This window comes from Enterobacter cloacae complex sp. P40C2, from assembly GCF_014930695.1.
Classification (GTDB): Bacteria; Pseudomonadota; Gammaproteobacteria; order Enterobacterales; family Enterobacteriaceae; genus Enterobacter; species Enterobacter pasteurii.
The window spans coordinates 213,568-231,685 of the sequence record NZ_JADBRP010000006.1 but is presented as its reverse complement, the minus strand read 5'-3'; the positions used below and the strand labels follow the sequence as shown (position 1 = coordinate 231,685).

Sequence of the window (18,118 nt, the reverse complement as noted above, 5' to 3'; positions counted from 1 at the left end):
CGACGTAGTGATTAAAAAAAACCAGGACAGGAGTATACCTGTGCGTTGTGGCAAATACAGCCAGCGACATAAAGCTAATCTATTTTCTGCGGCATGCCACGTAAAAAAAAGCCTCAAAATGTCCAGAGAACAGCATTGCCTCCACGCTTTCTTTGATCTTCTGCGGCTATTTTATCGATTCAGCTGTAGTAAAATTACGCAAAATTTTTGTCTCTTGAGCATGAGGTTGTCGCAATGTCGGTGTCTAAAAAACCTATGGTACTGGTGATTCTGGATGGCTATGGCTACCGTGAAGATCAACAGGATAATGCCATTTTCAACGCCAAAACCCCGGTTATGGATGCGCTATGGGCAAAACGTCCCCACACGCTGATTGATGCGTCTGGCCTGGAAGTGGGTCTGCCAGATCGCCAGATGGGTAACTCTGAAGTGGGTCACGTTAACCTTGGCGCGGGCCGTATCGTTTATCAGGACCTGACGCGTCTGGACGTTGAAATCAAAGAACGTACCTTCTTTGCCAACCCAACGCTCACCGGGGCGGTTGATAAAGCCGTTGCCGCAGGTAAAGCCGTTCACATTATGGGCCTGCTCTCTGCGGGCGGCGTTCACAGCCACGAAGATCACATCATGGCGATGGTAGAGCTGGCCGCCGAGCGCGGTGCAGAAAAAATCTATCTGCACGCGTTCCTGGATGGCCGTGATACGCCTCCGCGCAGCGCTAAAGGTTCTCTGGAAGCGTTTGAAAACAAATTCGCCGCGCTGGGCAAAGGCCGCGTGGCGTCCATCATTGGCCGTTACTATGCCATGGACCGCGACAACCGCTGGGATCGCGTAGAGCAGGCCTATGACCTGCTGACCCTGGCAAAAGGCGAGTTCCAGTACGCGACCGCCGTTGAAGGCCTGGAAGCCGCTTACGCGCGCGATGAAAACGACGAGTTCGTGAAGGCGACCGTTATTCGCGCTGAAGGCCAGGCCGATGCCGCCATGGAAGATGGCGATGCGCTGATCTTCATGAACTTCCGTGCTGACCGCGCGCGTGAAATCACCCGCGCCTTCGTCAACGCCGATTTCGACGGTTTCGCCCGTAAGAAGGTGGTGAAGATCGATTTCATCCAGCTGACCGAGTACGCAGCGGATATCAAAGCCCCTTGCGCTTATCCGCCCGCGTCGCTGGAAAATACCTTCGGTGAGTGGATGGCGAAAAACGATAAAACCCAGCTGCGTATTTCTGAAACTGAAAAGTATGCACACGTGACCTTCTTCTTTAACGGTGGCGTGGAAGAGCCGTTCAAAGGCGAAGACCGCATTCTGATTAACTCACCGAAAGTTGCGACGTACGATCTGCAGCCGGAGATGAGCTCCGCGGAGCTGACCGAAAAACTGGTGGCCGCGATCGAAAGCGGTAAATACGACACCATCATTTGTAACTACCCGAATGGCGATATGGTAGGCCACACCGGCGTGATGGAAGCCGCGGTGAAAGCGGTTGAAGCGCTGGATCGCTGCGTTGAGCAGGTTGCGAAAGCGGTCGAATCCGTAGGTGGCCAGCTGCTGATCACCGCCGACCACGGCAACGCGGAACAGATGCGCGATCCGGCAACGGGACAGGCGCATACCGCACATACCAACCTGCCTGTTCCGCTGATTTATGTAGGTGATAAATCAGTAAAAGCAGTGGAAGGCGGCAAGCTTTCCGACATCGCGCCAACCATGTTGTCGCTGATGGGTATGGAAATCCCTAAAGAGATGACTGGCAAGCCGCTGTTCATCGTGGAATAATCGCTCCCCATGAGGGGAAAGGCGATTTTTTCAATCACATGGGTCGTGAAGCCGCTTAGGTTATCAGTCAGACCTCTGCTTTACGCCAGCGCACTCAGCGCTGGCGTATTGCTGTGCGCCGCATCCGCCCACGCGGATGACCGCGACCAGCTTAAATCCATTCAGGCTGATATCGCCGCTAAAGAGCGCGCCGTACGCCAGCAGCAGCAGCAGCGTTCAGCCCTGCTTGCCCAGCTTAAAAAGCAGGAAGAGGCCATCTCCGCCGCCGCGCGTAAGCTGCGTGAAACGCAAAACATCCTTGCTCAGCTCAATAAGCAAATCGATGAAATGAACGCGTCGATTGCGAAACTGGAGCGTCAGCGTGACGCACAGGAGCGCAACCTTGCTGCACAGCTTGATGCCGCCTTCCGCCAGGGTGAGCACACCGGCCTACAGCTGATCCTCAGCGGTGAAGAGAGCCAGCGCGGGCAGCGCCTGCAAGCCTACTTTGGCTACCTGAACCAGGCGCGTCAGGAGACTATCGCGCAGCTCAAACAGACGCGCGAAGAGGTCACCATGCAAAAAGCCGAGCTGGAAGAGAAGCAGAGCCAGCAGCAGACGCTGCTCTACGAACAGCAGGCCCAGCAGGCGAAGCTTGAGCAGGCACGGAATGAACGTAAAAAGACGCTCGCCGGACTGGAGTCCTCTATTCAGGCAGGACAAAGCCAGTTGAGCGAAATGCGCGCCAACGAATCGAAGCTGCGTAACAGCATCGCCCGTGCGGAAGCCGCGGCCAAAGCGCGCGCTGAAAAAGAGGCGCGTGAAGCACAGGCCGTGCGTAATAAGCAGCAGGAAGCCTCCCGTAAAGGCACCACCTATAAGCCTACTGAAAATGAACGTTCCCTGATGTCGCGTACCGGCGGCCTCGGTTCACCTCGTGGCCAGGCCTACTGGCCCGTTCGCGGTACGATTCTGCATCGCTATGGCGAACAGTTGCAGGGTGAGCTACGTTGGAAGGGGATCGTTATCGGTGCGTCTGAAGGTAGCGAAGTGAAAGCCATCGCCGATGGTCGCGTTATTCTGGCCGACTGGCTGCAGGGTTACGGACTTGTGGTGGTGGTTGAACACGGTAAAGGCGACATGAGCCTTTACGGCTACAACCAGAGCGCGCTGGTCAGCGTCGGCACTCAGGTGCGCGCCGGCCAACCCATTGCCCTTGTGGGCAGCAGTGGCGGTCAGGGCCGCCCGTCACTCTATTTCGAAATTCGTCGCCAGGGTCAGGCGGTCAATCCACAGCCGTGGTTGGGAAGATAAGTTTTGCTTCAATTTCGTCGAATTATTCTCTCCGTCGTCAGCGCGCTGGCGCTGGCTGCACCGGTTTATGCAGGCAAACTCGCGATAGTGATCGATGACTTCGGTTATCGCCCACACTACGAAAATCAGGTGCTGGCGATGCCGTCAGCCATCTCCGTCGCCGTTCTTCCTAACGCGCCACATGCCCGTGAAATGGCGACGAAAGCCCACAATAGCGGCCATCAGGTCCTCATCCACCTGCCAATGGCACCGCTTAGCAAACAGCCGCTGGAAAAAGACACGCTTCGTCCGGATATGAGCAGCGACGAGATCGATCGCATCATCCGCGACGCCTACAACAAAGTGCCGTATGCCGTGGGCCTGAATAACCATATGGGCAGCGCGATGACCTCCAGCCTGTACGGCATGCTGAAAGTGATGCAGGCGCTGGAGCGTTACAATCTCTATTTCCTCGACAGCATGACCATCGGCAACAGCCAGGCAATGCGTGCCGCTCAGGGGACGGGCGTGAAGGTCATCAAGCGCAAGGTCTTCCTGGACGACTCCCAGAACGAGGCGGATATCCGCGTGCAGTTCAACCGTGCGGTACAGCTGGCGCGCCGTAACGGGTCGGCGATTGCCATCGGCCATCCGCATCCGTCTACCGTACGCGTGTTGCAGCAAATGCTGCCGACCTTACCTGCCGATATTACGCTGGTGCGTCCGGGCGATCTGCTCAATGAACCTCAGGTGGATACGTCTCGTCCGGGTAGCGCGCAGCCACCAGCAACACAACCGCGTAATCCGTTCCGCGGCGTGAAGCACTGCACGCTGAAACAGCCGCCTGAACCGGTGCATGCAACCCGCTTCTTCACGGTAATCAGCGAAAGCGTGAGCCAGAGTACGCTGGTGCAGTATTTCCAGCATCAGTGGCAGGGCTGGGGGAAAAAGTCGTAACTATCTAATAAGATGTGAATCCGTATGCTTTCGGGCTGCGGATTCCCCTTCATCCTGATGGCGATACCAGGCTTTGAAATATTTTAAAAAACTGTACAAGGTTGCATAGAGTCCCGTAACCACCCCAACTTTTCCCTGTCTCCATGCACCGCTAAATAAATACCATTTAAAGAAGGCACCAATAGCACTGACGATACCGCGTACGATTGAAGGTCTGGGTGCCTGATACTTTACCACTCGCGATGTATACGTATTTAACTTATCAAACACTTCATGCAGGGAATAAAAGGTATCGTGTCGGACATGACCCGGTATTCGCATCACCTGCCCTGCACCAACGGCTTTATCATCTACTGGTCGACTGTTAAATGTGACATAACGACGATTGAATAACCTCAAGGGATAGTCAGGGGAAGAAACCGGGTAGATTGTTCGGGTGCGCTCGCCTAATACATACCAGTAACGAGACAGACTCCACCCCCAGTCTGCTGGAGGTTCCTCTCTGGATTTTAGCGCGATGATATATTCCAGGGTATCTTCATCCAGTATTTCATCACTGTCCATGCATAAAACCCAATCGTTACTTGACCGAGAAATGGCTATATTCATCTGTTCACCATGCATTGCATAGGGATGATAAATTGGTGAGATTCCATATTCTTCGAGAACAGATAACGTTTCATCATGGCTCCCGGAATCAACCACAACAATCTCATCCGCAATACGTATCAAAGGAGGTAAAACCTGATGTAACAAACGAGCAGAGTTGTACGTCAAAAGGCATACGGTTAGCTTGAACATATTGTCCCCTGATCTTAATCAATTCGATCATGAGAGGATAGCTTCAGCCATTACCACTGTCATATCCGGGTCTGAACCATAATTTTTATTTACAAAACGGTGCTGGCATTAGCGAGTAGGGGTGACGCACGTCAGAAACGGGATAAACCAGAGAGCATATAATTTAACTACTTGTTAAGTAACAATAAAATGATGCAAACCATTCTCTGGCATCGCAATCATTCCTTTTGGCAGACGTTAAGATTATACTATCGTCAATATACTGCTTAAGTTGGTTTGGCGCGAACATGAAGAAAATTATTAGTTACCTGAAGGAAATTAACAGGCAACGAAACCATAAAACGAAAGAATTAAAAAGACGGTTAAAGCTACTTTCAGTAGCGCGCCAGCTCCATGATAAGCGGCAGGAAAAAATTGATGTTTCCCGTGTGAAGCGCATCCTTTTCCCTTTTGTAGACCTTGGAATTGGTGATGCTGTTTGCCACACCGGGACCTGGCATAGTTTAAAAGAGGCAGGGTATACGCTGCAGGTCATCGTCGAGGAACGAAATCGCGATTTATTCGAAAAAATGACGGATATTGATGAAGTTTATATTGTTGATATCAATAACATCGATGCAATGAACACCATCGAGACAGATTTAGTCATTAGCCATTACGCATGGATGAAAAGAAAAGAATTGTTCAATACGCTTCTCCTGCGTAAAGCGCATTATAAATATGCCGTTGGATTTGGCGGCTGGCTGGATAAGCCCTATAACTTAATGTTGCCAATTGATTCCGAGTTCCACATTACCCATCCTCAAAAAGAAATACTTAACATATTGAATGTTAAGCCTGAATTCCTTCGTTATTCGTTACCCGTTTTGCCGGAGCACGATGTCTTTATTGACAGTTATCTGCAATCGCATTCTGGTAAAACGTGCGTTGTCCTCAATCCATTCGCAAGCGTTGCAGAGCGCAGCCTCTCGCCTTCACAGTTAGAAAAATTGGCGAATGAGATTACACAAAACCCAGATGTTCATGTGTTTATCATTGGTGAAGGTAAGAAACTTGCTGGCCTCCACATTGAAAATAGCCAGGTCACCATTTGTCGTTTCAACTCGCTCTGGGATGCCATAACACTTATCAAAAAAGCCGATTTGATTGTCTCTGTAGATACAGCCATCGTACATATCGCCTGCGCCTTTGATAAAAAACTTATTGCTATCTATTTTTCCATGCTGCTGGATCATAATAAAAAATTCGAAGGCAATACCATTTTCGCGCCTGTTGGAAATAACTCAGAGCAGCTAATATTCGATAAACACCACAACAGACTTGATATCCAGTCTATTGCTGCAAAAGTACTCATCAAGCTTGGTTGCGAAAGAACTGCTGCATAAGTAAAAGGGGCCCTCGGCCCCTTTCTCATTATTTACCCCAGCTCAGAATCACTTTCCCGGACTGGCCAGAACGCATAGCGTCAAAGCCCTGCTGGAACTCATCGACAGAGAATCGATGGGTAATAATCGGGGACAGATCCAGGCCAGACTGAATTAATGCCGCCATCTTGTACCAGGTTTCGAACATTTCACGGCCATAGATGCCTTTAATGAACAGCCCCTTGAAGATCACTTTATTCCAGTCGATAGACATATCTGACGGCGGAATACCCAGCATCGCGATACGCCCGCCGTGGTTCATGGTGTCAAGCATGGTGCGGAACGCCGGTGGCGCACCGGACATCTCCAGACCCACGTCGAAGCCTTCAGTCATGCCCAGCTCTTCCATCACGTCGGTCAGGCTCTCCTTAGAGACGTCCACCGCGCGGGTAACGCCCATTTTACGTGCCAGCGACAGACGGTATTCGTTGACGTCGGTGATCACGACGTTACGCGCACCCACGTGCTTCGCCACCGCTGCCGCCATAATACCGATTGGGCCCGCACCGGAGACCAGCACGTCTTCACCCACCAGGTCGAAGGAGAGCGCCGTATGTACCGCATTGCCGAACGGGTCAAAGATGGAGGCCAGGTCGTCAGAGATATTGTCCGGAATTTTGAACGCGTTGAACGCCGGGATCACCAGATATTCCGCGAAGCAGCCCGGACGGTTTACGCCCACGCCGACGGTGTTGCGGCACAGGTGCGTACGGCCACCGCGGCAGTTACGGCAGTGACCGCAGGTAATATGGCCTTCACCGGAGACGCGATCGCCGATGTTGAACCCTTTTACTTCCTGGCCGATGCCAACCACTTCACCCACATATTCATGGCCGACCACCATCGGGACAGGAATGGTTTTCTGTGACCACTGGTCCCAGTTGTAGATGTGAACGTCAGTACCGCAGATGGCGGTTTTACGAATTTTGATCAGCAGATCGTTATGACCGACTTCCGGCTCCGGCACGTCGGTCATCCAAATCCCTTCTTCCGCTTTCAGTTTGGATAACGCTTTCATCACACGTCCTCAGGCAATTACGCCCAGCTGTTTACCGATGCGGGTAAAGGCTTCCACCGCACGTTCAATTTGTTCAGGCGAGTGCGCCGCAGACATCTGAGTGCGGATACGCGCCTGACCTTTTGGTACCACCGGGAAGAAGAACCCGGTCACGTAAATCCCTTCTTTCTGCAGCTCGCGAGCAAATTTCTGCGCGACGACCGCATCGCCCAGCATCACCGGAATGATCGCGTGGTCAGCGCCGGCCAGGGTAAACCCTGCGGCACTCATTTTTTCGCGGAACAGGCGGGCGTTAGCCCACAGGCGGTCGCGCAGCTCAGCACCGGATTCCACCATCTCCAGCACTTTAATGGAGGCGGCCACGATCGCTGGCGCCAGGGAGTTGGAGAACAGATACGGGCGGGAGCGCTGACGCAGCCACTCAACCACCTCTTTACGCGCGGCGGTATAGCCGCCGGAAGCACCGCCAAGCGCTTTGCCCAGCGTACCGGTGATGATGTCCACGCGGCCCATCACGTCACAGTATTCGTGGGAGCCACGGCCATTTTCGCCCACAAAACCAACCGCGTGCGAGTCGTCTACCATCACCAGCGCGTCGTATTTGTCGGCCAGATCGCACACGCCCTTCAGGTTAGCGATCACGCCGTCCATAGAGAACACGCCATCGGTGGCGATGAGCACATGACGCGCGCCGGCTTCGCGGGCCTCTTTCAGGCGGGCTTCCAGCTCAATCATGTCGTTGTTGGCGTAGCGGAAACGCTTCGCTTTACACAGGCGGACGCCGTCGATAATAGAGGCGTGGTTCAGAGCGTCGGAGATAATTGCGTCTTCTGCACCCAGCAGCGTCTCAAACAGACCGCCGTTGGCGTCGAAGCAGGAGGAGTAGAGGATCGCGTCTTCCATTCCAAGGAAGTTCGCCAGCTTTTGTTCAAGCTGCTTGTGGCTGTCCTGGGTGCCGCAGATAAAGCGCACGGAGGCCATGCCGAAGCCGTGGGTATCCATGCCGTTTTTCGCTGCGGCAATCAGCTCAGGGTGATTCGCAAGACCCAGGTAGTTGTTCGCACAAAAGTTGATCACATGGCTGCCATCGGCAACGGTGATGTCCGCCTGCTGAGCAGACGTGATAATACGCTCTTCCTTGAACAACCCTTCCGCACGGGCGGTATCGAGGTCGCTGTTTAACTGTTTGTAAAAATCACCACGCATTGCAATTCTCCAGACTCGGCAAATTTCGGCACATATTACCCAAACCTATAGTTCATGACGAGATGACGCAGTATCTCTTCTCGTTTTTGCAGCATAAATCACGTGTACCCCTGCTGCATATCGGTGAATGGCTGAAGACCGGGCATTGTGATGATATGATAAAGACATTAGCGTCCGGGATTGTCCCCGGACTCAACACTTCAAAGGTTACAGTTATGATCATCGTTACCGGCGGCGCGGGCTTTATCGGCAGCAATATTGTTAAAGCTCTCAATGACAAAGGCATCACCGACATTCTGGTGGTGGATAACCTGAAAGACGGCACCAAGTTCGTCAACCTGGTGGATCTGAACATCGCTGATTATATGGATAAAGAGGACTTCCTTATCCAGATTATGGCAGGCGAAGAGTTCGGCGAGATCGAAGCCATCTTCCACGAAGGTGCATGCTCATCCACCACCGAGTGGGACGGCAAGTACATGATGGACAACAACTATCAGTACTCCAAAGAGATCCTGCACTACTGCCTGGAGCGTGAAATTCCGTTCCTGTACGCCTCCTCTGCGGCAACCTACGGCGGCCGCACCTCTGATTTCATCGAATCCCGCGAATATGAGCAGCCGCTGAACGTTTACGGCTATTCCAAGTTCCTGTTTGATGAGTACGTGCGCCAGATCCTGCCTGAAGCGAACTCCCAGATTGTTGGCTTCCGCTACTTCAACGTTTACGGTCCGCGCGAAGGCCACAAAGGCAGCATGGCGAGCGTGGCGTTCCACCTGAACACCCAGCTGAATAATGGCGAAAGCCCGAAACTGTTTGAAGGCAGCGACGGCTTCAAGCGTGACTTCGTCTACGTAGGCGACGTGGCGGCCGTCAACCTGTGGTTCCTGGAAAATGGCGTATCCGGTATTTTCAACCTGGGCACAGGCCGCGCGGAATCCTTCCAGGCCGTGGCTGACGCAACGCTGGCGTACCATAAAAAAGGCAGCATTGAGTACATTCCTTTCCCGGATAAGCTGAAGGGCCGCTACCAGGCGTTCACGCAGGCTGACCTGACCAACCTGCGTGCCGCAGGCTACGACAAGCCGTTCAAGACCGTTGCCGAAGGCGTAACGGAATACATGGCCTGGCTGAACCGCGACGCATAAGTATGAAAATTCTGGTGATCGGCCCGTCATGGGTGGGCGACATGATGATGTCGCAAAGTCTCTATCGCACGCTCAAGGCGCGTTATCCCCAGGCGATAATCGACGTGATGGCACCCGCGTGGTGCCGTCCGCTGTTATCGCGTATGCCAGAAGTGAACGAGGCGATCCCAATGCCGCTCGGCCACGGTGCGCTGGAAATTGGCGAGCGTCGCAGGCTCGGCCATAGCCTGCGCGAAAAACGCTATGACCGTGCCTATGTGCTACCTAATTCCTTCAAATCCGCCCTTGTGCCCTTCTTTGCTGGCGTGCCGCACCGTACCGGCTGGCGAGGCGAAATGCGCTACGGCCTGCTGAACGACGCCCGCGTGCTGGATAAAGAGGCCTGGCCGCTGATGGTTGAGCGCTATGTGGCGCTGGCCTATGACAAAGGCGTAATGCGCAGCGCGAAAGACCTGCCGCAGCCGCTGCTGTGGCCGCAGCTTCAGGTCAACGATGGGGAGAAGTCCCACACCTGCAACGCGTTTGGCATGTCGTCCGAGCGTCCGATGATTGGTTTTTGCCCTGGTGCGGAATTTGGTCCGGCAAAACGCTGGCCGCACTATCACTACGCCGAACTGGCGAAACAGCTGATCGACGAAGGCTATCAGATTGTGCTGTTTGGCTCAGCGAAAGACCACGAGGCGGGCAATGAAATTCTCGCCGCGCTGAGCATCGATCAGCAGGCCTGGTGCCGGAACCTTGCGGGAGAAACCCAGCTTGAGCAGGCCGTAATTTTGATTGCCGCCTGTAAAGCCGTGGTCACTAACGATTCCGGTCTAATGCACGTCGCCGCCGCGCTGGACCGCCCGCTGGTCGCGCTGTATGGCCCCAGCAGCCCGGACTTCACGCCGCCTCTGTCACACAAAGCGCGCGTTATCCGGCTAATCACCGGCTACCATAAGGTTCGCAAAGGCGATGCCGCAGAGGGCTATCATCAGAGTCTGATCGACATCACGCCGCAGCGCGTTCTCGAAGAACTCAACGAACTGCTGTTGAGCGAAGAAGGATAACGGATGCGGGTATTGATCGTTAAAACCTCCTCGATGGGTGATGTCCTGCATACGCTGCCGTCGCTGACGGACGCCATGCGGGCCATTCCCGGCATCCGTTTTGACTGGGTGGTGGAAGAAGGCTTCGCGCAAATCCCCACCTGGCATGAGGCGGTCGATCGCGCGATCCCGGTGGCGATTCGCCGCTGGCGCAAAGCGTGGTTCTCCGCACCGATTAAAGCCGAACGTAAAGCCTTCCGCGAAGCGGTGCAGGCGCAGCGTTACGACGCGATCGTCGACGCCCAGGGGCTGGTCAAAAGCGCGGCGCTGGTGACGCGTCTGGCACACGGCGTAAAGCACGGTATGGACTGGCAAACCGCACGCGAACCGCTGGCGAGCCTTTTCTATAACCGTCGCCACCATATTGCGAAGCAGCAGCACGCCGTGGAGCGCACCCGCGAGCTGTTCGCGAAAAGCCTGGGCTATGCAAAACCTGAAACTCAGGGTGACTACGCTATCGCACAGCATTTTTTGCGCGAGACGGAGCATGCCGAGCCGTATCTGGTGTTCCTGCATGCCACAACGCGCGACGATAAGCACTGGCCGGAAACGCACTGGCGAAGGCTGATTGAACTAATGCAACCTTGCGGTATCCATATTAAACTCCCGTGGGGTGCTGAACATGAGCGTCAGCGTGCGGAGCGTCTGGCCGCAGGCTTTACCCACGTCGAGGTTTTACCCAAACTTACGCTGGCGCAGGTTGCCGCGCAGCTGGCGGGCGCGAATGCCGTCGTTTCCGTGGATACGGGGCTAAGCCATTTAACCGCCGCACTGGATCGTCCTAATATCACGATTTTCGGCCCGACAGACCCCGGGCTGATCGGGGGTTACGGTAAAAACCAGCATCAGATGGTCAGCCCGACGCAACAAACGAAGGATATCAGCGCAGATGCTATTTTTTCATTTTTACAGGGCAGCCAACTGCTTTCCAACAGGGATATTTAACCCATGAGTTACGTATTTCTGCTGATTTTACTCTTTCCGGTGAAGCTCTTCCGGAAGCTGTTTCGAAAAGACACGGGCAGGAACCTTGTCATTCAGACGGCCAAAATCGGTGACTTTATCAATGCGACGCCCCTCCTGGCACATCTGCAAAAAAGCGATGTGCTGATCAGCCGCAGCGTCGGCGCGCTGGCGAAGCATGACGAGAACATCGAACAGATCTACTTCATCGAACAGCATAAGCGCAACCTGTGGCGTAAGCTCTGCTTCGCCTGCAGGATCATGAACCGTTACGATAATGTCTACCTGCTACAGCCGAATAGCGTGAATCTCTTCTTTGCCGCCGTCTGTAATGCAAAAAACAAACAATTTTTAAGCATTTACACCCGCAGGTGGTATCACGGGATATTTTATCTCACCGCCGACGGTATCGTTGAGCACGGCAAAAAAACGCTATCAGTAACCAACTACCTGAAGCTGGCCGACCGTTCACTCACGTGGCAGGACTCTCCCAAACATGCCACAAAGCCGCTGTTTAAACCGGCGACCTATCCGGCCATTCTCGACAAACCTGACGTTATCCGCATCGGTATCAGTATTGCGGCAGGCAATAAAGCTAAAACGGTGCCGCCGGTTATCTGGAAGCGAATTGTCGATCGCCTCGCCGGCTTACCCTGCGAGTTTTATGTTTTCGGTGCCCCAAATGAACAGTCGTGGATGGACGATATCACCCGCCTTTACGGTGAGATCCCGAATTTTATCAATCTCATTGGTAAAATTTCGCTCGAAGAGCTTCCCTGGGCCATTTCGAAGATGGACTGCTATATCGCGTCTGATTCGGGGAATATTTACATCGCAGATGCTGTGGGCGTGCCGGTAATCATGTTATTTGGCCCATGCTGTCATTACGAGCAGCGTCCTCTCGGCGAGGTTCTGTTGATTGGTAACGATGAAAATATTAACTCTTACGTTTTTGAAACGCGTTACTACTTCAGCCAACCGAAAGAAGAGTTGTTTGCAGTAAGCGACGCGGATTTGGATAACATTGTGAGTTTATTAACGACCGTGAATAAAAATAAAAAAATAATTTCCTGAGGCGTAAAATGAACTCGTTGACCAAGCAACTGTATCGGTATACGCATAAGCGCAATATGCGACATAATGAAAATTTATGGCCCTTCGTTAAAATATCGCGTGCTGAAACCGGTGAAATATCAGAATTAAAGTATAAGGGACGCAGTATCGATCTGATCCCGCTCTCCTCACTTCACCATCGGTTCGATGGCGATATACTTATTGCGGCGACTGGCCCTTCAATCAAAGCTATCGATTTCAAGACTCTACCATCGACGGTAATCACGGCGGGCGTGAACGGTGCCTGGCACCTTCACCACGCGCTAAGTTTTTCTCTCTATTTCGTCGTTGATATGACGTTTATCGATCGTCAGACTGCATTGTTGAAGCGTATTGTAAGCTGTAAAGATGTCATTCTCTTTACTACGGTTATGGGCATCGTTAAACTTATAGAGCGTTTTTCATACGACAAAATCCAGTGTGAATTATGCATTATTGAAGATATTTGTTATGAGACCTATAAACCCTCTATTAAGCAAGCTGATTTACGCGAGGCTCTAGCGGGTACGCCAGGTATCATATTTTCAGAGACACATCCTAATACAGCCTTTAGTTGTGATGTTCGTCACGGGGTCGTAGATGCCGGAACCGTAATGTATTGGGCTCTCCAGGTACTCTATTTTCTGGGCTTTAAAAAAATATATATTGCGGGGCTCGATATGAATAATTTCAATCAACCTCGCTTTTATGAAACCAATAGTACAATGTTACCAACTTTCCTTGATAAAAAGGTGAATAATATTGTCATTCCGGCGTTGATGCTGGCAAGTACTGTTTTCAAAAAAAATAAGATCACTGTCATCAATCTATCTCCTCAAAGCGCAATACCTGACTCTGTTTTCCCCAGAAAGGATTTTACTGATGTCTTCAACTAATCTTCAACGTTTTATATTCTATCCTTTTATGCTCTTTATCTTTTTGAGCATGATTTTTTGTGGCGTTTCAAAAGTAAATATTTTCTTTCACATTGCCCTTGCACTGTTTATCATCGCTATGATGATAAATCATGAGGTAAGAACGCGTTTTATTAGCGATCGTGACTTTCTACCCGCACTGGGCTTTACTGGTGCATTTTTATTATATTTCTCATTAACTAATTTTTGGGCTGATTCGTCCCACCTCAGGTCTGCGCTAACCCATTCATTTTATTTGTTTATTTTTATCTGCCTGTATCGCCAATGTGAACTACAGGACAGAAAAAAATATATCATAGGTGCAGCATATTTCGGCATTGTGGCTTTAACGATTTTAACGCTAATTTATGTCAATAAAGAGCACATATTTCAAAACAGACTATCGCGAGCTTTTCCTTTCTCTCCGGATAACGTAATTGATCTTGGAGGATACATGGCGCTGGGTATTTTATTGAGCGCCATACTGGTTCGTGAAACGCGTAACTTCTGGTTTTATATTCCAGTTCCTCTGCTTTTGGTCTGCTTGATTCTGACCCAAAGTCGAGGGCCACTCCTTTCACTTGTTGTCGCCGCGGTTGTCGCTTTCCTCTGTAAACCGAAATGGGATATTAAGCTGCTGACAGGTTCACTTATTCTACTGGCGATCATAGGTGCAAGCCTCTATTTTAGTGGCTCGCTCGATATGTTCTTCAAACGCGTAGAAGATTCTTCACGAGCAGGATCCGTCCGTTTCGGTATTTGGCAGCATGCTTTTGAAGTGGCAAAACAGAAAGCACTCTTCGGATGGGGTTTCAATAAAGAACTTCAGTTCATTAATGGTTTTGGTCAGCATGTCACCACGACGCATAGCCTCTATTTAGCAACCTTTCTAAAGGGAGGTGCGGTAGGACTGCTGCTGCTTTTAGGCATGATTTTATTTGCCGCCAGACAAAGCCTTCGCCACCTTGCAGCTAATCATAAAGCTGAAATCGCGGTTATCGTATTTGCGCTGATGTTCTACGTGACGCAGGGCATGTTTGTTATCAGCAACCCACGAGAATATTGGGTGTTGTTCTGGCTTCCTTTTGCCATTATTTTTAGTGCGCCGATAAAAACGGCGCTGCAAAAATAACGTTAAGGCGCCGATGTTTCGGCGCCTTTTTTATAAGAATAAAACTCCGCCAGCGTCATTCCCACTGTCTTATCTGATAACCAGCTAAACAGCTGCTCAAGATCCTGATACAGCCCTTCAATCGCGGCGTCATCTTTAAACGCAGGGCTTCCGCCAGGCATAAATTCCGACGAATGAAGCATAAACTCCACATAGTCATTTCCCTGGGACAGGCATTGCTGCGCTACCTTAATCATCTCCTGGGCGTTACCGCCGGACGGGCGTAACCAGTTAACTGAAGGAGAGCGGTATTTACCGCGAAGACGATCGTAACCCTGCTTAAGCGAATTCAGCCATGCCGGATGTTTGTACTGGATGCTCATCGGCACTTCGAGTAAAGGGCTGTTTCCCGGACGGGAAATATTATCTGCATCTAAGAAGTAAGCGCGATCGGGGAAATGCTGGTAATTCGTCCCGCCACTTCCCTGGGGAGCGCCTTTCGCGTTACGCCAGTTCACGCGCGGCGTGACGGAGCAGTCGACCTGATAGCCCAGTTCAATCAGCAGCCTGGCGTAACGGCTATCAAACGCCCAGCGCCCGGCGCGATGGCTAAGCATTTTAGTCTGGAAGGTCTCTTCCAGTAAGCGGGTCATAAATACCACTTTCTCACGCATGACCTCGTCTGAAAACTCAATCAGATAAGGCTGCCAGCGCCAGTCATCACCGGTCAGATCGTGCTCAGGAGGGCTGTTCCAGGCATGGAGATGCATTCCCACCTCGCCCTGGCCCCGGGCGATTACATCTTTAGCGAACTCAATGAACACCGGCTCAACCGCCATCTCGTAGTTGGTCAGCCAGACGGGTTTGAAGCCGAAACGCTCACAAAGCGTCTGGAACCGTGCCAGATAGCGCGCATTTTCCGTTTTGATCACCCGGTGGTTTTGCCAGAGATTATCCCCTTCGGTATCGATCGTGATGATAAACGCCGGTTTTTTCATAATGAGCCCGCAATACAAAATAGTTAGCGCTATGTTACGCACTCCCGAAAGCAGGAGTAAACCCTTCCAGGGAAATTCCTGACATTATGGAGAAAGAGTGCAAGTCGCTACCAGGTCTATTAGAATTGCCATTAGTACAACGCCGATAAGATGATGATGAATAACTTACCCGACACGCCTGATTTGCGCATTTTACTGATCAAACTTCGCCATCATGGCGACATGTTACTCACCACTCCCGTCATCAATTCGCTACGCCAAAAATGGCCAGAAGCCCAAATCGACGTGCTCCTGTATGAAGAGACGCGAGACATGCTCGCCGCGCACCCGGCAATCAATACGATTTATGGCATCGACCGTAAGTGGAAGCAGCTGGGCACGCTGAAGCACCTGCAAAAAGAGTGGCAGTTGCTGCGTACGCTGCGCGCGCAGCATTACCATCTGGTGATTAATCTTGCCGATCAGTGGCGCAGCGCGATTGTCACCCGCCTCACGGGTGCCCCCGTTCGGCTCGGGTTTGCCTTTAACAAGCGCAACAATGCGTTCTGGCGTTTTTGTCATAGCGAACTGGTTTCTGTCGCCAGCCATCAGTCACTGCACACCGTTGAACAAAACCTTTCGATACTGGCACCGTTACCGGTTGTCGCCAAATCCGCCGTCACCATGGCTTACCGCGCGGATGACTGGCACCATGCACAGCAAAAGCTAACGCAACAGGGTGTGGGAGAGCGCTACATCGTTATCCAGCCCACCTCACGCTGGTTCTTTAAGTGCTGGGATGAAGGGAAAATGGCGCAAACTATCGCCGCGTTACAGCAGGACGGCCACACTGTCGTCCTGACGGCGGGACCGGATAAGAAAGAGCTGGCGATGGTAGACCGCATCCTTGCCGCCTCCCCGAAAACGGGTGTTGTTTCGCTGGCAGGACAGTTAACCCTGCGCCAGCTGGCCTCGCTTATCGACCACGCCAGCCTGTTCATTGGCGTTGACTCTGTTCCTATGCACATGGCCGCCGCCCTGCAGACGCCCTGCGTGGCGCTATTTGGCCCATCAAAATTGACGTTCTGGTCGCCATGGCAGGTAAACGGCGAGGTTATCTGGGCCGGGAATTACGGCCCGCTTCCCAACCCTGACGCCATTGATACGAAAACCACAGAACGCTATCTCGACGCCATTCCCGTTGATGCTGTCGTCTCTGCCGCAAGGAGATACCTGTGATGAAGCCTCATCGCCTGGCCATTGTGCGTCAAAAATATCGCCCGGATGGCGGAGCAGAACGTTTTGTCTCCAGGGCACTCGCTGCGCTGAGCAATCAGAACCTTGAGCTGAACGTCATCACCCGCGAGTGGCAAGGCGAAAAACAGGACGACTGGCATATTCATATCTGCGATCCCCGGAAATGGGGTCGCATCAGCCGCGAGCGCGGCTTTGCGCACGCCGCGCGCGCCCTGTGGCAACAGCAGCAGTTTGATATTGTACAGAGCCACGAGCGTATCCCGGGCTGCGACATTTACCGTGCCGGCGACGGAGTGCATCGCCGCTGGCTGCTACAGCGTACGCGTATACTTCCCGCCTGGCGCGCGAAGCTGCTTATGCACGATCGCTATCACCGCTACGTGATGAACGCGGAACGTGAAATGTATCAGGCTCCCGAGCTAAAGGCGGTTATCTGTAATGCGGAGATGATCAAGCGCGAAATCGTCGAAGACTTTGATATTGACGCAAAAAAGATACATGTGATTTATAATTCAATAGATTCCAGCCGCTTCGTTCCGGCAGAAGAGAGACAGCGCGCCGTACTGCGTCAGCAATTTGGGCTACCCGCTGATGCCGTCATTTTCTGCTTCGTGGGGTCAGGGTTTGAACGCAAGGGGCTGGCGAGCGCTATCCAGGCTATTGCAGGGACATCGGCATGGCTGATTGTGGTCGGTCAGGATAAAGCGGAAAGCCGCTATCGCGACCTCGCCCGCTCATTAGGCTGTGAGAGGCAAATCCGTTTCCTGGGGATGCAAAAAGAGACGCTGCCGTTTTATCAGCTTTCCGATGGTTTACTGCTGCCGACGCTGTATGATCCTTTCCCTAACGTCATACTTGAAGCAATGGCCTGTGGATTACCCGTCATTACGTCAGAGAGCTGCGGTGGGTCAGAATTTATTGAGCAAGGCCAGAACGGGTTTTACTGTGATGCACTTGATATTCGCACCCTGAAGGAGGCCGTCGTGTCCATTCCTTCTCTGGAAAAGAATAACAATATGGGGCTTGCGGCGCGCGAACGCGTCAGAGAAGCAACGCCAGAAAAACTGTCAAGTCAGCTTATTTCGCTTTATCAAAAATTACTGGATTAATA

The 18,118-nt window shown here is 52.2% G+C and carries 16 protein-coding genes; 12 read left to right on the top strand and 4 right to left on the bottom strand.

Annotated elements, in window-relative coordinates:
* Positions 1-234: 234 nt before the first annotated feature.
* The 3 genes from gpmM to IM304_RS13755 are packed head-to-tail and all read left to right on the top strand — an operon-like array spanning position 235 to position 4,008.
* Positions 235-1,779 carry a 2,3-bisphosphoglycerate-independent phosphoglycerate mutase gene (gpmM, locus tag IM304_RS13765; RefSeq protein WP_193355357.1) on the top strand — a complete coding sequence of 515 codons (1,545 nt, stop codon included), beginning with the start codon at positions 235-237 and terminating at the stop codon, positions 1,777-1,779.
* 33 nt (positions 1,780-1,812) lie between these two features.
* Positions 1,813-3,072 carry a murein hydrolase activator EnvC gene (gene envC, locus IM304_RS13760; RefSeq protein ID WP_242174457.1) on the top strand — a complete coding sequence of 420 codons (1,260 nt, stop codon included), beginning with the start codon at positions 1,813-1,815 and terminating at the stop codon, positions 3,070-3,072.
* Between the two features lie 3 nt (positions 3,073-3,075).
* Positions 3,076-4,008 carry a divergent polysaccharide deacetylase family protein gene (locus IM304_RS13755; RefSeq protein ID WP_148421657.1) on the top strand — a complete coding sequence of 311 codons (933 nt, stop codon included), beginning with the start codon at positions 3,076-3,078 and terminating at the stop codon, positions 4,006-4,008.
* Here IM304_RS13755 and IM304_RS13750 read toward each other — a convergent pair whose 3' ends face one another.
* Positions 4,009-4,809, bottom strand: coding sequence for a glycosyltransferase family 2 protein (locus tag IM304_RS13750; protein ID WP_193355359.1), 801 nt, complete (start codon positions 4,807-4,809; stop codon positions 4,009-4,011).
* Between the two features lie 287 nt (positions 4,810-5,096).
* Between IM304_RS13750 and IM304_RS13745 the strand changes: the two genes are divergently transcribed.
* Positions 5,097-6,194, top strand: a complete 1,098-nt coding sequence (locus IM304_RS13745) for a glycosyltransferase family 9 protein (RefSeq protein WP_193355360.1) — start codon at positions 5,097-5,099, stop codon at positions 6,192-6,194.
* Between the two features lie 28 nt (positions 6,195-6,222).
* Here IM304_RS13745 and tdh read toward each other — a convergent pair whose 3' ends face one another.
* Entirely contained in the window at positions 6,223-7,251 is a 1,029-nt protein-coding gene (tdh, locus tag IM304_RS13740) for an L-threonine 3-dehydrogenase (protein WP_148421660.1), read from the bottom strand.
* 9 nt (positions 7,252-7,260) lie between these two features.
* Positions 7,261-8,457 (bottom strand): glycine C-acetyltransferase, encoded by a 1,197-nt coding sequence (gene kbl, locus IM304_RS13735; RefSeq protein WP_193355361.1) that lies wholly within the window; start codon positions 8,455-8,457, stop codon positions 7,261-7,263.
* A 215-nt stretch (positions 8,458-8,672) separates the two neighbouring features.
* On the opposite strand from kbl, the gene rfaD reads away from it, so the two are divergent.
* The 6 genes from rfaD to IM304_RS13705 are packed head-to-tail and all read left to right on the top strand — an operon-like array spanning position 8,673 to position 14,794.
* Positions 8,673-9,605 (top strand): ADP-glyceromanno-heptose 6-epimerase, encoded by a 933-nt coding sequence (gene rfaD / locus IM304_RS13730; RefSeq protein WP_148421661.1) that lies wholly within the window; start codon positions 8,673-8,675, stop codon positions 9,603-9,605.
* Positions 9,606-9,607: 2 nt separating this feature from the next.
* Positions 9,608-10,654, top strand: a complete 1,047-nt coding sequence (rfaF, locus tag IM304_RS13725; RefSeq protein WP_193355362.1) for an ADP-heptose--LPS heptosyltransferase RfaF — start codon at positions 9,608-9,610, stop codon at positions 10,652-10,654.
* 3 nt (positions 10,655-10,657) lie between these two features.
* Positions 10,658-11,638 carry a lipopolysaccharide heptosyltransferase RfaC gene (rfaC, locus tag IM304_RS13720; protein ID WP_193355363.1) on the top strand — a complete coding sequence of 327 codons (981 nt, stop codon included), beginning with the start codon at positions 10,658-10,660 and terminating at the stop codon, positions 11,636-11,638.
* 3 nt (positions 11,639-11,641) lie between these two features.
* Positions 11,642-12,730, top strand: a complete 1,089-nt coding sequence (locus tag IM304_RS13715; protein ID WP_193355364.1) for a glycosyltransferase family 9 protein — start codon at positions 11,642-11,644, stop codon at positions 12,728-12,730.
* Between the two features lie 56 nt (positions 12,731-12,786).
* On the top strand, positions 12,787-13,644 hold the full coding sequence (locus IM304_RS13710) for a sugar glycosyltransferase (protein ID WP_227009604.1): 858 nt from the start codon (positions 12,787-12,789) through the stop codon (positions 13,642-13,644).
* Positions 13,631-14,794 carry an O-antigen ligase gene (locus tag IM304_RS13705; protein WP_176609032.1) on the top strand — a complete coding sequence of 388 codons (1,164 nt, stop codon included), beginning with the start codon at positions 13,631-13,633 and terminating at the stop codon, positions 14,792-14,794. The genes IM304_RS13710 and IM304_RS13705 overlap by 14 nt, the downstream gene beginning before the upstream one ends.
* Positions 14,795-14,796: 2 nt before the next feature.
* On the opposite strand, the gene IM304_RS13700 is transcribed toward IM304_RS13705, so the two are convergent.
* The gene (locus tag IM304_RS13700; protein ID WP_193355366.1) at positions 14,797-15,771 is read right to left on the bottom strand and encodes a polysaccharide deacetylase family protein; all 975 of its coding nucleotides are present in this window, start codon (positions 15,769-15,771) and stop codon (positions 14,797-14,799) included.
* Between the two features lie 150 nt (positions 15,772-15,921).
* On the opposite strand from IM304_RS13700, the gene rfaQ reads away from it, so the two are divergent.
* Both rfaQ and IM304_RS13690 read left to right on the top strand, forming a co-directional pair.
* Complete coding sequence (gene rfaQ, locus IM304_RS13695) at positions 15,922-16,989, top strand: putative lipopolysaccharide heptosyltransferase III (RefSeq protein WP_176609034.1); 1,068 nt, start codon at positions 15,922-15,924, stop codon at positions 16,987-16,989.
* On the top strand, positions 16,989-18,116 hold the full coding sequence (locus IM304_RS13690) for a glycosyltransferase family 4 protein (RefSeq protein WP_193355463.1): 1,128 nt from the start codon (positions 16,989-16,991) through the stop codon (positions 18,114-18,116). Before rfaQ ends, IM304_RS13690 begins: the two co-directional genes overlap by 1 nt.
* Positions 18,117-18,118: the final 2 nt, after the last annotated feature.

What these genes read in the sequence shown, in the direction of transcription:
- gpmM (WP_193355357.1), top strand. Translation starts at nt 235, where the DNA reads ATGTCGGTGTCTAAAAAACCTATGGTACTGGTGATTCTGGATGGCTAT.
- IM304_RS13750 (WP_193355359.1), bottom strand. Translation starts at nt 4,809, where the DNA reads ATGTTCAAGCTAACCGTATGCCTTTTGACGTACAACTCTGCTCGTTTG.
- IM304_RS13745 (WP_193355360.1), top strand. Translation starts at nt 5,097, where the DNA reads ATGAAGAAAATTATTAGTTACCTGAAGGAAATTAACAGGCAACGAAAC.
- tdh (WP_148421660.1), bottom strand. Translation starts at nt 7,251, where the DNA reads ATGAAAGCGTTATCCAAACTGAAAGCGGAAGAAGGGATTTGGATGACC.
- kbl (WP_193355361.1), bottom strand. Translation starts at nt 8,457, where the DNA reads ATGCGTGGTGATTTTTACAAACAGTTAAACAGCGACCTCGATACCGCC.
- rfaD (WP_148421661.1), top strand. Translation starts at nt 8,673, where the DNA reads ATGATCATCGTTACCGGCGGCGCGGGCTTTATCGGCAGCAATATTGTT.
- rfaF (WP_193355362.1), top strand. Translation starts at nt 9,608, where the DNA reads ATGAAAATTCTGGTGATCGGCCCGTCATGGGTGGGCGACATGATGATG.
- rfaC (WP_193355363.1), top strand. Translation starts at nt 10,658, where the DNA reads ATGCGGGTATTGATCGTTAAAACCTCCTCGATGGGTGATGTCCTGCAT.
- IM304_RS13715 (WP_193355364.1), top strand. Translation starts at nt 11,642, where the DNA reads ATGAGTTACGTATTTCTGCTGATTTTACTCTTTCCGGTGAAGCTCTTC.
- IM304_RS13710 (WP_227009604.1), top strand. Translation starts at nt 12,787, where the DNA reads ATGCGACATAATGAAAATTTATGGCCCTTCGTTAAAATATCGCGTGCT.
- IM304_RS13705 (WP_176609032.1), top strand. Translation starts at nt 13,631, where the DNA reads ATGTCTTCAACTAATCTTCAACGTTTTATATTCTATCCTTTTATGCTC.
- IM304_RS13700 (WP_193355366.1), bottom strand. Translation starts at nt 15,771, where the DNA reads ATGAAAAAACCGGCGTTTATCATCACGATCGATACCGAAGGGGATAAT.
- rfaQ (WP_176609034.1), top strand. Translation starts at nt 15,922, where the DNA reads ATGATGATGAATAACTTACCCGACACGCCTGATTTGCGCATTTTACTG.
- IM304_RS13690 (WP_193355463.1), top strand. Translation starts at nt 16,989, where the DNA reads ATGAAGCCTCATCGCCTGGCCATTGTGCGTCAAAAATATCGCCCGGAT.